Source organism: Pseudoalteromonas obscura (assembly GCF_030135505.1).
Taxonomy (GTDB): domain Bacteria; phylum Pseudomonadota; class Gammaproteobacteria; order Enterobacterales; family Alteromonadaceae; genus Pseudoalteromonas; species Pseudoalteromonas obscura.
In genome coordinates, this window is the sequence record NZ_JASJUT010000003.1 from 330636 (window position 1) to 345142 (window position 14507).

Annotated in this window: 13 protein-coding genes; 6 read left to right on the forward strand and 7 right to left on the reverse strand. The window is 40.6% G+C overall.

What is annotated here, in order from left to right; translation table 11 throughout:
• Positions 1–21: 21 nt before the first annotated feature.
• Entirely contained in the window at positions 22–708 is a 687-nt protein-coding gene (locus tag QNM18_RS09440; protein ID WP_284137016.1) for a DUF3334 family protein, read from the reverse strand.
• A 117-nt stretch (positions 709–825) separates the two neighbouring features.
• Here QNM18_RS09440 and cmoA point away from each other — a divergent pair, with 117 nt between their 5' ends.
• Positions 826–1551, forward strand: coding sequence for a carboxy-S-adenosyl-L-methionine synthase CmoA (gene cmoA / locus QNM18_RS09445; RefSeq protein WP_211010377.1), 726 nt, complete (start codon positions 826–828; stop codon positions 1549–1551).
• Positions 1552–1561: 10 nt separating this feature from the next.
• Positions 1562–2530: a tRNA 5-methoxyuridine(34)/uridine 5-oxyacetic acid(34) synthase CmoB gene (cmoB, locus tag QNM18_RS09450; protein ID WP_284137017.1), complete on the forward strand. Its 969-nt coding sequence runs from the start codon at positions 1562–1564 to the stop codon at positions 2528–2530.
• 46 nt (positions 2531–2576) lie between these two features.
• On the opposite strand, the gene QNM18_RS09455 is transcribed toward cmoB, so the two are convergent.
• On the reverse strand, positions 2577–4130 hold the full coding sequence (locus QNM18_RS09455) for an AbgT family transporter (protein ID WP_284137018.1): 1554 nt from the start codon (positions 4128–4130) through the stop codon (positions 2577–2579).
• A 213-nt stretch (positions 4131–4343) separates the two neighbouring features.
• On the opposite strand from QNM18_RS09455, the gene QNM18_RS09460 reads away from it, so the two are divergent.
• From QNM18_RS09460 to QNM18_RS09470, 3 genes are all read left to right on the forward strand, one after another.
• Positions 4344–5186: an HDOD domain-containing protein gene (locus QNM18_RS09460; protein ID WP_211010378.1), complete on the forward strand. Its 843-nt coding sequence runs from the start codon at positions 4344–4346 to the stop codon at positions 5184–5186.
• A gap of 251 nt (positions 5187–5437) precedes the next feature.
• The gene (locus tag QNM18_RS09465) at positions 5438–6988 is read left to right on the forward strand and encodes a response regulator (protein ID WP_284137019.1); all 1551 of its coding nucleotides are present in this window, start codon (positions 5438–5440) and stop codon (positions 6986–6988) included.
• 173 nt (positions 6989–7161) lie between these two features.
• On the forward strand, positions 7162–8463 hold the full coding sequence (locus QNM18_RS09470; protein WP_284137020.1) for a Xaa-Pro dipeptidase: 1302 nt from the start codon (positions 7162–7164) through the stop codon (positions 8461–8463).
• Between the two features lie 122 nt (positions 8464–8585).
• Here the strand turns inward: QNM18_RS09470 and QNM18_RS09475 are convergent, their stop codons facing one another.
• Positions 8586–9350, reverse strand: a complete 765-nt coding sequence (locus QNM18_RS09475) for a helix-turn-helix transcriptional regulator (protein ID WP_284137021.1) — start codon at positions 9348–9350, stop codon at positions 8586–8588.
• An 82-nt stretch (positions 9351–9432) separates the two neighbouring features.
• Here QNM18_RS09475 and QNM18_RS09480 point away from each other — a divergent pair, with 82 nt between their 5' ends.
• Positions 9433–9828, forward strand: a complete 396-nt coding sequence (locus QNM18_RS09480) for a DUF4345 family protein (RefSeq protein WP_284137022.1) — start codon at positions 9433–9435, stop codon at positions 9826–9828.
• A 177-nt stretch (positions 9829–10005) separates the two neighbouring features.
• On the opposite strand, the gene QNM18_RS09485 is transcribed toward QNM18_RS09480, so the two are convergent.
• From QNM18_RS09485 to QNM18_RS09500, 4 genes are all read right to left on the reverse strand, one after another.
• Positions 10006–10350: a hypothetical protein gene (locus tag QNM18_RS09485; protein WP_284137023.1), complete on the reverse strand. Its 345-nt coding sequence runs from the start codon at positions 10348–10350 to the stop codon at positions 10006–10008.
• Between the two features lie 91 nt (positions 10351–10441).
• A complete protein-coding gene (locus QNM18_RS09490; protein WP_284137024.1) occupies positions 10442–11266 on the reverse strand; it encodes an alpha/beta hydrolase family protein in 825 nt (274 codons plus the stop codon).
• Positions 11267–11395: 129 nt separating this feature from the next.
• Positions 11396–11755, reverse strand: a complete 360-nt coding sequence (locus QNM18_RS09495; protein WP_284137025.1) for a hypothetical protein — start codon at positions 11753–11755, stop codon at positions 11396–11398.
• A 563-nt stretch (positions 11756–12318) separates the two neighbouring features.
• Positions 12319–14340 (reverse strand): winged helix-turn-helix domain-containing protein, encoded by a 2022-nt coding sequence (locus tag QNM18_RS09500; protein ID WP_284137026.1) that lies wholly within the window; start codon positions 14338–14340, stop codon positions 12319–12321.
• Positions 14341–14507 lie beyond the last annotated feature (167 nt).

Genomic DNA, 14507 nt, shown 5'->3' on the forward strand with positions numbered 1-14507 from the left:
AACCCAGATTATTAAATAAATTTACAATCCTAACTCTGCCATGAAGTCGTCATCTGCCGCGTCTTCTTGCGTCTGCGCTGGCTTCTTTGTTGCTTTGTCCGAAGTCGCATTTTGATTTGCGATGATATCATCTGGGTCTACAGCTTCTGAAATATCAAAATCATGCAGCTTAATAAACTCGGTTTTATCCATCGCTAACTCAAGATAAAAAATGTTCTGCCCTTGTGTAGTAAACGTAACTCGTCTCGCTTGAGGCCTATCCATCGTTGTATCTACCGAGATCTGCACCTGTTTGTTAATCGCCATCATCTTCGGCTGGTTTTGGGTAATGGAAGTATGTAGCTGCTCCCGCACTTTACCAGTAAAGTCACCCACTATCTGGTTCATCAATTCGCCCATCACATTGGACACATCGTCAGATAAGTGGCTTTGAGCTATTTCGCTTTCAGGCATCCCCATATTTCGCATGTAATCCTGATATACTTCCATTGCCGCTTGTGCTGTAAAATTCGTCACGACAAGCCCTGTAAAACCACCGTCAAACAAAACAAAACAACCGATATCAGGTCTCATACATGTACGAGTGATTTTTTGTACCATTGCTGAATACGATATTTGATTACCGCTTGCAGAAGAGAGCACCTCAGTAACTGAGTGACATAGGGTGGATAGGATATCTTCTGTGCTGACAACTTTATTTTTCGCCATTTTTTATCTCATTTTTTACTTCTTATGACTAATAGTAGCCAAGCTACTCAATTTATCACTGACTATCCAGTATAAAATGCTAAAATGGCAAGATTATTTTTGTATGAGAGTAGTATTGTGACTGGCAAAGACAGTATTTATGCCGCAGAGCAAGAAGTAAAAGACTTTACATTTGACGCTAATGTCGTTGAAGTGTTCCCCGATATGATCCAACGGTCGGTACCTGGCTACGCCACAATGGTGAGCACAATGGGTAAGTTAGCGGGTCAATTTGCACAGAGTAATTCTAATTTATATGATCTTGGGTGCGCGTTAGGCGCAGTTACACTCAGCATGCGACGTAATATTGACAAAGAAAACTGTCAAATTATCGCGGTTGATAACTCAGCCCCTATGGTAGAGCGCTGCCAACTTCACCTCAAAGGCTTTAAATCAGAGGTGCCTGTCGATGTACAACTGGGCGATATCAACGAAATCGAAATAAAGAATGCAAGCGTCGTAGCAATGAACTTTACATTGCAATTTATCCCTCAAGAGCAGAGACAAACTGTACTTGAAAAAATCTACGCAGGACTAAAACCCGGTGGTGTTTTACTTCTATCCGAAAAAATCAAAGGCGAAAATGATGTAAAAGACAATCTATTGATTGACTTACACCATGACTTCAAACGCCAAAATGGCTATTCGGAGCTAGAAATCAGCCAAAAAAGAACTGCCATTGAGAACATTATGCGTACGGATGCATTAAGCACCCACATTGAACGACTCCATACTGTTGGATTTGGAAATACCCAAGTTTGGTATCAGTGCTTTAACTTTTGCTCAATGGTAGCAATCAAATAACGAGAACATTATGAATACCTGGTTTAACGACTTTTATGCAGCTATCGCCAAAAATCAACTGTGCCATTGGCTAGATACTTTGCCTGCACAATTAACGCACTGGCAAAAAGAAGCACAGCACGGTGATTGGCCAAAGTGGGAAAAAGTTCTTAAGAATTTACCGCAGTCACAAACAAACCATATTAATATCGCTGACCGTGTTGAGTTTGGCCTGAGTGAGGAACTTTCAGAGGGCCATACTAAACAGCTGACACACCTGCTCAAACGCATGATGCCTTGGAGAAAAGGTCCTTTTCATATACACGGAATTCATATTGATACTGAGTGGCGTAGCGACTGGAAATGGGATCGCCTATTACCACATATTAGCGATTTGCACGGCAGAACAGTATTAGACATCGGGTGTGGCTCTGGCTATCACTTATGGCGCATGAAAGGCGCTGGGGCTGAATTTGTCGTTGGTATCGACCCTTCAGACTTATTCTTGAGCCAATTTCAAGCTATCAAACACTTTAACCCGGATCCAGACGTGCATTTGCTGCCACTTGGAGTGGAGCAGTTGCCCGAGCTAAAAGCATTCGATACCGTATTCTCTATGGGTGTACTCTACCACAGACGCTCTCCAATCGACTTTTTAAGCCAATTACGTGCGCAATTACGTAAAGGCGGTGAACTGGTGCTAGAGACCTTAGTCATTGAAGGTGATGTCAATACCGTTTTGGTCCCGACAGACCGCTATGCAAAAATGCGAAATGTATGGTATATACCGAGTTGCGACGCTCTGAAACTTTGGCTCGAACGTGTTGGGTTCAAAAACGTTAGGGTTGTTAACGAAGATACAACGTCATTAGATGAACAACGAAGAACAGAGTGGATGGAAACCGAATCTCTAGCAGACTTCTTAGATCCATTAGATCCGAGCAAAACCATTGAAGGATACCCTGCCCCACTGCGGGCAATTTTTATCGCAGAAGCTTAAACATTTCAAATAAAAAAAGCCGCTCAATTGAGCGGCTTTTTATGACTTACCCAGCAGGATATATGTAGCTAGATTGCAAGCCCAATGGAATGCTAAGACCCCAATAAGCTAACAAGAAGATACTCCAACCAACTAGGAAAGCGATAGAGTACGGGATCATAAGAGCAATTAGCGTACCAATTCCTGTGTTTTTAACATACTTCTGACAGTAAACAACAACCAATGGGAAATACGGCATCAAAGGTGTAATGATATTTGAGCTAGAGTCACCCACACGGTATGCAGCCTGCGTTAAATCAGGAGACAAACCAAGCTGCATCAACATAGGAACAAAGATAGGACCTAACAACGCCCATTTTGCCGAGCTTGAACCAACAAATAGGTTCACAAACGCTGTTAAGAAAATAATACCAACAACCGTTACAGAACTTGGTAGCGCAAGCGCTTTAAGTACTTCAGCACCTTCAATTGCAAGTAACGCGCCCAAATTAGACTGACTAAACGCACTGATAAAGAGCGCACAGAAAAACGCCATAACAATGTAATACGCCATGCTGCCCATGGATTTACTCATTGCATCAATCATATCTTTAGACGACTTAAATGTACCGACAAGGAAGCCATATACAGCACCAGGGATCCAAAACAGCAAGAATATAAGCGGTACAATGGATTGCATTAGCGGTGCACTAAATTCGGTTAACGCACCACTTGGGCTTCTAAGTGCTGAGTCTTCACCACTTGCAGCAAAAATTAGCAGAGCAATACCAGAGAGCATAACGCCAGACGCAGCTAAAAACGCACGTTTTTCTTTTGCATTTACTTCGTCAAAAGAAGGCAAGCTATTTGTGTCACCATCAATTTCCGTATTTTTTAAACGAGGTTCGATGATTTTATCTGTGATGTACCAGCCTAATAAAATGATGAATAAGCTAGAAGCTGAGGTGAAAAACCAGTTATTTAACGGATTCACCGCAATATCTGGGTCAATGATTTGCGCTGCACTTTGCGTGAAGCTCTGCAGCAATGGGTCGATTCCTGATGGAATGAAGTTTGCGCTAAATCCACCACTCACACCAGCAAATGCTGCCGCAATACCAGCGAGCGGATGACGGCCCATCGCGTAAAAAATAACACCGGCAAGTGGGATCACCAATACATACCCAGCATCAGTTGCCGTATGGCTAACAATCGCAATCAAGATAATTGAAGGCGTTAGGAGCGCTTGCGGTGTACGTTTTAACATAAGCTTTAAGCCCGTATTGATGTAGCCAGAATGCTCAGCTACACCCACACCCAACATGGCGACCAATACGACACCCAAAGGCGCGAAACCTGTGAATGTTTTAACCATGTTGGCTAAAAAGTTAGCAAGTGAATCACCGCTTAGTAGATTGTGTATAACAATAGCCTCACCGGTACGAGGGTCTATTGCATCAAAAGTAGTACTTGAAAATATCCAAGAAAGGAACCATATCAGCAACATTGCCGACAAGAAAATAATAGCTGGATCGGGCAGTTTATTCCCTACACGTTCGATCCCGTTAAGAAAACGCGCAACTGCCCCACTCGGCGCTGCCGTTTCAGGTGATTGACTCATAATTATTCCCAAACAATAAAATTATCTAACCTTAACTTAACAAAGCAAATGAAAGCAATAAAACGTCCCTGAATTACCAACTGGTTGATTATTTAACAGGCAAAAGACACAAAATCAGCTAAGCCCGCTCAAAAATTAACAAGGTAGGGCTATACTCAAATGCAGTCAGTGTTAATATCTCAGTTAGATGTCATTCATCACAATGGAAGAACTATGATAGAAATAGACAATGTTGTTCTAAATGATGTAGAAAAAGGTTTTTCTCTTCCTCCAAAGCCTGAATTACTTACAGATCTACACGATTTACTACAATCAGATGAACCAGAGTTAGGTCAAATAGCAGATCTCATTGCCACCGATGTTGCAACTTCAGCAGCGGTATTAAAAGTCATCAACTCTTCATCTTACGGCTTCTCGCGGACGATAACAGATATTCGGCAAGCGGTTATGTTCCTCGGTTTAAATAGCGTCACTCACCTTGTTACCGGTTTTTTGCTCAAACAAGCTTTTGATCAATCCCAGTGCTGTATTAGTTTGGAAAGGTTTTGGGATACCGCAAACGAAATATCTGAAGTCGCAATGATAATTGGCCGAAAGATCCCAGTTAAAATACCGTTAGAAAGCTTGCATATGTTAGGACTATTTCATGATGCTGGCATACCTGCAATGGCGCTCAAATTCGATGATTACGCCAATGTTTTGTCCTGTGCAAATAGTAACTATGACATGTTATTAGTAGACCAAGAAGAGGCCATCTACAATACCAACCATGCAACTATAGGTTACTTTTTAGCAAACAGCTGGAACTTACCAAAGCCGATTTGCAAGCTCATTTTAAGACATCACGATATGGAGTATTTCAAAGAAAACCACGAACAAGAGCTCGCATGCACCATGGCCACCTTAAAGATGGCAGAGCATTTAGTGCAGATTAATAAACGCTTTGTATCTGTTCCTGATTGGGCCCATATAAAAGCAGACGTATTACATGTTTTGGAGCTTGACGAAGACGCATATCAAGATATCAAAGATGATGTAGAAGAAATATTCAATTAGACCATACCAGACCAATTGTGTTTTGCACCACAAGCGCCTATTCAGTAAAGCGCCATGTGGTGCAACAATTGCTCAACATTACCAAATAATTGCCCTTTCCAGCTAAACTTTAAATAAATGTAAATGAAATTACATTTAGCGCTATGATTATGTGTTTAAAGCGATTAGAATAGTGAGTTCCAAATTTAACTACAAACTGGATGTTTTTTCAGCTTTGTCAACATTGCTAAAGACTGAACAAGGGAAAAAGAGTGCAGTATACAGATCTAAAAATTGCAATAGTCGATGATAATAGCGACAACATCAGATTTTTAGAGGCTTTGTTGAATAAACAAGGTGTTTCTCATGTTCGTTCGTATCGCTCAGGCAGCGCTTTTGAGATCTCAGCGAAACAAAATACCTATGACATTGTCTTTTTAGACAACCGAGTCGACACAATAAAAAATCTATATGACCTTGTTAGTGAGTTGGTTTATAACGAAACTTTACCCCCAACTACGCGACTAGTTTATATGGCCAAGAGGCAAAGTGCATTTGACTATGCTTGTGAATACCCATTTCACAGTAATCAACACCTCGAGGTACCATATACGCCACAAGATTTAGCAACTATATTGGAAGAACATACGCTTCAGGTTCAAGAGTTCAAAAGTGCCTATCAATTTATACGCAATAAACAGTATAAAAGCGCCCTGCTTAAGCTTAAAGAGCTACGTAAACAAGAGTATCCTAATTATTTAAAAAAGGCGCGCAATCAATTACTCGTTAACTTATTGCTTAAATTGGGCCATTACTCGCTAGCTAAAAAACTGCTGCTGCCGCTGACGGAGCGCAATATACAGTGGGCAAAATGGTCTCTATTTCATGTTAATTATGAACTTAAAGATTTCGAAGCATGTAAATCTTTCTTGTCGGAACCTCAGACTAGGTTGGACTACCCGGTACGCGTATTTTATTGGCAAATTTACATCGCATTTCAAATGAACAATCGGGAGCTTGCAACCGCTCAGGTACTTGCATTTCCCATAGAGGATATGTCTCCAAGTATGTTCCGATTGAGTTTAATGGTATTGCATGTTTGTAATGAACGCGATGCTGTAGACAACTTAATAAAACGTAAAGAGCGAACATACCAAGAAGATGCGGCACTTACAGCACTGCTATCCGCTTTAACTATCAAGATAAGTCTGTTAGAAACCCTCAATAAAAAAAGTACTTTAGACGCAAAAGTGTTCAAAGTAATACAGGGGGACTTAAAGTCCGCACTTACTAGGAACGCTAGCAACATTCAAAAATATTGTCCTGATGAGTTCAATCTATTGCTGATCATGATGATGCTTATGGAAAACAAAACCGCCGGAGCAAGTGCAAAGCTGTTACAACTTAGCCAAACCTTGATGGATGACCCCTGTGCGATCACCGTCATTGCATATTTGTTTTATTTTGTCGGCGATATGGAACGTGCCAAAGAGATGTTGTTCAACGCACATAGGGCGCTAGGCAAACAGCATAGAAATAGCCACTACGTTCTGGCAGGTTTAATGCACAGAGAAATTTTCGCACGAATATATACTGTTGAATCCGAGCAGCAGGATGCATATATGCAATTTGCTTCGCGACTATTCGAATCAGGCGAATATAGAGACACCATAAAAATGTGCAGCAAAGCGCTCAGAAGCGGCATAAATAACCAAGCTTTAAATGATTTACTACTTCGCTCTAGCCGTGAAGCGGGTCTAAAAGAGCAAGATTATCTCCATTATCTTCAGTTAAACAAACCGAGAGAAACCATTGTTAGCTAACAGGTTTACCTTCACAGCATCGTACGTTCCAGCCTGCTATAGACTTGCAGCAATACCGGTTGGTAATATTAAAATACCCCTTTAATTACAAAAACATCACATATTTTATGCCAACAATCGTAAATTGCTTGCGCACAAAAAGTACCCATGGCTAGACTGTAGTCGAAAAAATAATGATAAAAGAGGGGATAATTTTGAAATCAACGCTTATTGGTACTGCCATACTATTTACCACCACCAGTGTGTTTGCCGATACACTTATTCTCAATGCGGATGCTGCACTTGATGTCAAAACTGGTAAGTTGCTTAGCCCAGCAACTATTGTCGTCGAAGATAACACCATTACATCGATTTCTAAACGCACGCCTAGAAATGCCCCAAAAAACGCAAGAATAATTGATTTAGATGGCCACACGCTAATACCTGGCTTATTTGACATGCATGTTCATCTCACAGGTGATGCACAGGTTCACGGCTATAAAAGATTACGCCGAACAGTGCCTCGATCTGCGATTACCGGAGTTAGAAATGCCAAACGTACCCTAGCAGCTGGTTTTACCTCAGTGCGCAACCTAGGCGCTGGTGGCTATGCTGATTTGGCGCTGCGCGATGCAATTTATGACGGCGATGTACCCGGCCCTCGCATATTTGCCTCTGGACCTGCGCTAGGTATCACTGGTGGTCACTGTGACAACAACCTGTTTACTCATGAGCATCAAGTCACTGCTGCAGGCGTCGCAGACGGACCATGGGCTGTTCGAAAAAAGGTCCGAGAAAATATAAAGTATGGCGTCGATGTCATTAAGTTCTGTGCCACTGGTGGTGTTTTATCAAAAGGCACAAAAGTAGGAGCACAGCAATACTCGCTCGAAGAAATGCAGGCGCTGGTTGCGGAAGTGCATTTAAGAGGCCTCACCGTTGCCGCTCATGCACACGGCACTGATGGTATAAAGTCTGCGATCCGAGCTGGTGTTGATTCAGTTGAGCACGTGAGTTTTTTGGATGATGAAGCCATCAAACTCGCCCTTAAACATGGAACCTACTTCTCAATGGACATATACAACACTGAATATATCCTAGGCGAAGGAGAAAAAGCCGGAATATTGCCAGAAAGCCTCGATAAAGAACGTAAAGTAGGAGCGAAGCAGCGCGCCAGCTTTTCCAAAGCGGTTGAGGCAGGCGTCAATATGGTATTTGGCTCTGACGGTGGTGTCTACCCTCACGGAGACAATGGCAAGCAGTTCAGTCGCATGGTTAAATTCGGCATGACTGAGCTACAAGCGCTACAGGCTGCAACGATAAATTCTGCAACTTTACTAAAACAACAAGAGAAGCTCGGCTCACTAGAAGCAGGTAAACTCGCGGATATTATTGCCGTGCCGGGTAACCCTTTGGACAACATTACTCTAATGGAGCAAGTTACTTTCGTTGTCAAAGACGGTAAAGTTGAAGTTGATAAGCGCACTGCTAAATAAACCTCAAACCGACCAGTCAGATGTGGCATTTGGTTAAATCTGATTGGTCAACGCAATCTTTAAGCTAAACAAGTGATATGAGCGCGCTGCTAATTTTGTTAAAAATGACAAACAAGTACATTTTATTGGTGTACTTTTTGTAATCCGTCCGCAGGTTTTTGCATACGTTCCTGTTGACGAATTTTCTCTTTGAATTGACTCAATGGGATCAAGGTAAAGTCATCCCCTTTCGCTGCAATTGCTTTAATTCGGTCACACCGAAACCTTCTCATATCTTGCCTAAGGTGATCCCAAGCAAGTACATACCAAACCGGGTAACTTAAAAATAAATAATGCGGTTCAATGACTCGAATTGTTTGATTGCCTTTTTCATCTGAATAGGCGATTTCGATATGTTGCTGCATCAAAAACGCTTGGTGCAGCAACTCAACGGATGACTTTTCAGGCGCATTAAAGTGAGCTAATACATTTTCTGACGCCACTTTACCGATAATGATCCGAGACTTAATGCCATTCACTTTGTGCTTCATAGATGGGGAAAAAGACGCCATGACCTTGTGCCGTACGCTACTCAAGTGGGCCATAAAGAGTGGGGAATTCATTTGCTCAGCAATGGCCAAACTTATCATTAAGTCCACCGCTTCTGTATAATTGAGCTTGATCCGCCCAACTCCCCAGCGCCTATCGAGCCGTATACCACCGCCGCGACCGGCATCTGTTTCAATTGGCAAGCCACGCTCTTTTAAAACTTCGATGTCTCTGTTGAGCGTTCGAGTACTAACGCCAACTTCTTTGGCGATCTGGCCAATCGTCGTAGGTTCGTCGGTTTTTAAACGAGCAGTGATGACTTCAAGCCGCTCCATTCTGGAAAGTATTGAGTTTCGCATAACCAAACAAATATGACATAAACTGTCATAGTTTTCCATATCCTGTTTGCAAGTTATACGTCGCAACACATTTGGAACAATTATGACAAAAAGAAACATGGCTAGAATATTACTTGGGTTACTCGCAACATTTTTTATTACAACAGGTTTGATATTTATGTTTGCCCCAAACACCATGCTTGCGCATGTTTTTATTAGCCCGATTGAAACGGCAAGCGGCTTGTCCAGTGTCAGAGCATTGTGGGGAGGTACTACAACGGCAATATGGGTAAGCGTGCTGATTGGTGCCTTTAAACTTCGCAAAGAGTACTGCCTGGTTGGCATTCTCTCACTCACACTGGTGCTGCTTGGGAGACTAGTGGGCTACATTTTTGATGGCAGCTTTTCAGAGCTGGCAGTTAACTTAATACCCACTATCATTGCGCTCTCTTTACTTTTAGTGGGTACTAAACTTATCAACAGCCAACACTCAGATTAATTCTCTACACATAACTAATTTAAAGGCTGAAAACCAAGGGTAAGTTCAGCCTTTAATTCACTTCCATTATCTTTCAATCACTGAACCTTCATCAAGAACATTGCACCCGCCCCTTTAAATTACGCTTGAAAATTGCTCCTGACAAACCTTGCTAAAAGTTCAAACACGTTTAGTCAATCACATATTAGGCTCACAATATTTAAGTCTCGGTTTCGGGTTAAAGTAGACTAAGAAATTATTTAAGTCATTAGCAAAATATACTCTTAACACCAACTCTCCACCCCAATTCTGAAAAGTAATGTTAGTAACTTCTTCTTTGTATATATGAAATACTAATTCTGTACTCTGAAATAGTTTTACATTTACTGAGTTATTACCAAACGGCGAATGTGCAAATATTAATCGTTCACCGGTATCATAATCCATCAAGAATGAAAATTGCGCTTCATCATGGTCATATTCACTAGAATAACCAAAGCCTCTTTCAAAAAACTCTAGTTCCTCTGGAAATTCATAGTTCAATTTTTACTCCTAAATTCAATTACATATAACGCCCCAAGCAGCACTGGCGCGCTTTTGGCCAAGAAGTGGGAAAGAAAAAAGCGCGACAATGTTACGAATCCGGCTGACTTGGCTTGTTATAGTCATTTACCACGTCCACTACCGAATTTAAAATGGTTTGGTTCAGAAATAATCTGTGATCGCCATCAATTACATGGTAATCAACTTTTTTACCTGCTTTTTTAAGTGCAGCAAAATACTCATTGCTCAGATATGGTTTCGTTACCTTATCATCTTTACCAACGAATAATGTAATACCGATTTCGTTAGCCACATTGTCAATCAACTCAATTGGCGAAATAGTAGCTAAGCTTTTTTTAAAGCCTTCGTAATGAGAACTTTTATACATATCAGCTCTCCATTGAGGGATATTACATGGGCAGGATACAATAAATGCGTGGTTAATAAGTCTAGGGTATAGAGCAATCAACTTAGCTGTTATGGCAGAACCTCCTGAATGACCAGCAAGGATCACTTTATCTGAATTATGGTATACCTTTAGTTTTTGAATCGCTTTTGCTATTTGATGGATTCTTGATTCATCATAATTATCACCCACCGTTTCACCTCTAACTCCATCAGAAGTACGTTTTAAATGATCAGTATATCCAGGGCGAAGCATACCCACGCTTACAGTATTTATAGAATGCAGAGCTATTTGATTTGCAAATTCATATTGATAAGACGGGTTATTAAACGGTGAGTCACCATGCAGAGCGACTACGAGTACTGGAGTTTTTGTGATTTCGTCACTTTTGTAAGTTTTTATTTTAGTACAAACACCCTGAACATTTACGTCATTCAAAGCACTATTACATTGAGCCTTAACCGTATTTACGAAAAAAAGACTAATTGATAAAAATAATAAAAATTTCAAAGATACTTCCTAATATCGATTGTGGTTATAACGCCCTATTAATAGGAAAATTTTACTGGGTTGATTTTTGCCTGCGGAGCTGGATAGCAAAAAGCAGCACAGTAAAACTTGTCCTTTTTAAACAAATTTTTATGTGCCGTTATTCGGTGGACTAACCACGCCAGTGTCAACATGTACTTTTACCGCATATTTTACGTAAAAACTAATTGATTTGGCTGGGTAGTTTTCCTTTACAACATAGTAATATCGTCCTTTTTGAGAAACAACCACTTTAGATTCTCCAAATTTTGAACGGTCAATATCGCTATTTTTACGTTTTATTTTTGAGCTTAACTCCAAATATGGTTCGGCTAACTTTGCAGCTTGCTCTGGTTGAATTTTAACATCATCAAATAATTTGAATCCCGTACTGGAGTTTCCCGCGTTTTTTATACCGCACGCAGTTACAAAAAAAATTGAAATTGTTAGAAGTACTATCCGTGTGTACATATCTGCCTAAGCACATAACATTTTAATCTACGATAAATGTCGTAAAACTACAGTGCGAATTATGTCGCATAACAACAGCTACTTACTCGCGCGATTTAATACTTATAACAATACCTTAAAAATATGTCATCTAAAAGAGGCGGTTTAAATGCGATAAATGTCGCATAATAGTGATATGTGAAAAACTCCGAGGCGTGGCTCGAATGTATATGGCTAGCACATGGGGTTTAGTACTTTGCGACGTGGGCTTGTTGTCTGGTTTTAAGGGTAAAATTCAAGAGGCTTTAGTGTCATTATTACAGGCGTATTGCTTAGCTTTCTTTCAAAGGGTGAGCCAGAGACAAGGGAGTTTTTTATTAAAGCATTTCACCTGTTTATTTCCAATAAACACATTCGCCGAGCAACCAAATTATACGAGTTAAACATGATATATTTTTTATATTGCCCTGCACTTAAAATATACCTGTGCATAATGAAGGTCTTGTTAGCCTACCCTACTCCATGTTTGAAAGGTGTTAGCGCCTCAGGTGCCTCGTCGTTTGTTCAACCCTCTGTACAACTCACTATTTCAACTTAACAAGTGTTTTATTCCGCTTAGGCTCCGTCAAAAATAACAGCTGAGAATAATCATGGTTTGCATTGATCAACATTTTCTGTGTTTTGTTGCCAATAGAGAATTCTCGAGTTTCGCCGGACAATAGTTTGTGCTCTAAGAGCGTATATTCATGTTCTTTTTCTACCGTCACAAACAATGTATTTTCTTTTGCTGCCACCCCAATTATGCCTTTATTTTGAGACTGCCAAACGGTCTCGACTTGGTTGTGGTCAGTTAATTTAAAAACATCTGACTCGTTTGAAAAGTACACGGTATCATTGTCATCAAGACTCATCGAGTAGCATGAAAGGCGCGCACCAGACGCTTGATAAGCAGTCAACTCGCCAGTATCTAATGCAAACTTTGCAACATGAAAACCGTTACCATTTTGAGCTCGATAAGAAACCAGTAACGCATCTTCATTCCTAAATGCCTCTCGAAGATAAAATGAGTGATAGGTGTGAGGAGTCTCGTTTACAATACCAGAGCTAACATCAATACGAAAAATCGCATTTTTACTGGCAGTGAACACCTCTTTACCATCTTTAGACCATGCAATTCCAAATAACTCATGATTGCTCGGGTTATCAAACAATAATCGAGCTTGATCATGCTCATACAAAAATAATTGTTTTAACCCAAAACGATGAGACTCGAACACAAATTTAGATGAATCTGGCGAAAATACAGGTAAGTAGTCGACAGAAGATGAATCAATGATGGGCACTAGCTCATTGGGATTATCACGCGTGCTGCTCAGTATATCCACATCTACATTCACCAGCTCCATGTATATTTCACTGCCATCAGCAGAATAAACAGCATCTCGAACTATTTTGTAGTTTTTAAACGCAATAGGTTTTATATCCCCAGCCAAATCTACAGATAGTAGTTTGTCGCGATTACTTAACAGAATGCTTTTGCCATCAGGGTGCCAACTTAAACCACTCAACCCATTCTCAATTGTTACTAAGGTTTGAATGTCATTGTTTGTCAGATCAAGCAAATCGATTCGGTACATATTCTGCCCCGCCTCAAACCCCAAAACTACATGTGTTTGACTAGGTGATAGCGCTTGCATCAGCAACCAATCTTGTCCTACAGACTGGTTTAGTACTTTCTTTTCTCCACTGATTAAATTAACTGTCGCAAGTTGAGTATCACTATTTCCTCTGCGCTTCTCAGTAAAGTAAACGACATGATCGTTGGCCCAATCCAGCTTGTGACTTGAGATCATAAAATCTGATGTCGTATAAATTGGTTTTTGTTCAGGGCTTACGGTTGAGTCTAAGTTGATAATAACCAAAGAGGAGGTTTCTTCATCTCGCTTAGCAAATACGAGACCTTTACTGTCTGGTCGCCAACCCAGACTGGTGTAGTCTGCGGGTGACTTGGTCAAACGCTTTTCAATACCAGTCTGTAGCTGCTTAACCCAAATATGTTTACCGCTTTCTTGCTCGCGCAAAAAGGCAATATGCTCTGCATTTGGTGCAACAACAAACGAAAACTCATTATGTTCACTTGTGCTAATAGGTAATAAAGTCAAAAACTCGGTCTTAGTGGTCGGTTGAGCCCCAAAAAACATCATCATTAACACGACAAGCAACAAGGCAATGACGCCACTACCGAGCATATACCTGTGTTTTTTAGATTCCAATTTAGGTAACTCTAAACTGTACCCTCGTTTAGAGTGTGTAATGATTAAAGATGGATTTTTCGCATCATCCCCAAATGCCTTTCTGAGAATTGCAATGCATCTTTGTACTGAGCTTGGGTTAAATATTGCCTGTGGCCAGACCGCATAAAATATGTCTTCTTGACTTACAACATTGCCTTGGTGTGTATGTAAATACACAAGTACATCCATCACTTTTGGCTCGATGGTTTGAACCGAGTCAAATTCCCTGATCTGGCAGCGCTTTACATCAACATGAAAGCTCCCTATCTCAAACTTCGACACATACAACTCCAAAATAAGCTTATTATTCATATATTAAGCTTTTCTTAAGACAAACTCTAGAGATATTACATTGCCACTGACTCTATGAACTTAGCAAGCTGTCGAGTAACTTTAACGATATTCACAATGAACTATGATACCAGCCCTTTTTACTTCGATTATTGTACTCAGCGCATTTTTGCTATTTCAAATTCAGC

Excerpts from the sequence above, each read along its gene's own strand:
- QNM18_RS09495 (WP_284137025.1), bottom strand. The coding sequence starts at position 11,755 with ATGTACACACGGATAGTACTTCTAACAATTTCAATTTTTTTTGTAACT.
- QNM18_RS09460 (WP_211010378.1), top strand. The coding sequence starts at position 4,344 with ATGATAGAAATAGACAATGTTGTTCTAAATGATGTAGAAAAAGGTTTT.
- QNM18_RS09500 (WP_284137026.1), bottom strand. The coding sequence starts at position 14,340 with ATGAATAATAAGCTTATTTTGGAGTTGTATGTGTCGAAGTTTGAGATA.
- cmoB (WP_284137017.1), top strand. The coding sequence starts at position 1,562 with ATGAATACCTGGTTTAACGACTTTTATGCAGCTATCGCCAAAAATCAA.
- QNM18_RS09480 (WP_284137022.1), top strand. The coding sequence starts at position 9,433 with ATGACAAAAAGAAACATGGCTAGAATATTACTTGGGTTACTCGCAACA.
- QNM18_RS09440 (WP_284137016.1), bottom strand. The coding sequence starts at position 708 with ATGGCGAAAAATAAAGTTGTCAGCACAGAAGATATCCTATCCACCCTA.
- QNM18_RS09475 (WP_284137021.1), bottom strand. The coding sequence starts at position 9,350 with ATGCGAAACTCAATACTTTCCAGAATGGAGCGGCTTGAAGTCATCACT.
- QNM18_RS09455 (WP_284137018.1), bottom strand. The coding sequence starts at position 4,130 with ATGAGTCAATCACCTGAAACGGCAGCGCCGAGTGGGGCAGTTGCGCGT.
- QNM18_RS09470 (WP_284137020.1), top strand. The coding sequence starts at position 7,162 with ATGATAAAAGAGGGGATAATTTTGAAATCAACGCTTATTGGTACTGCC.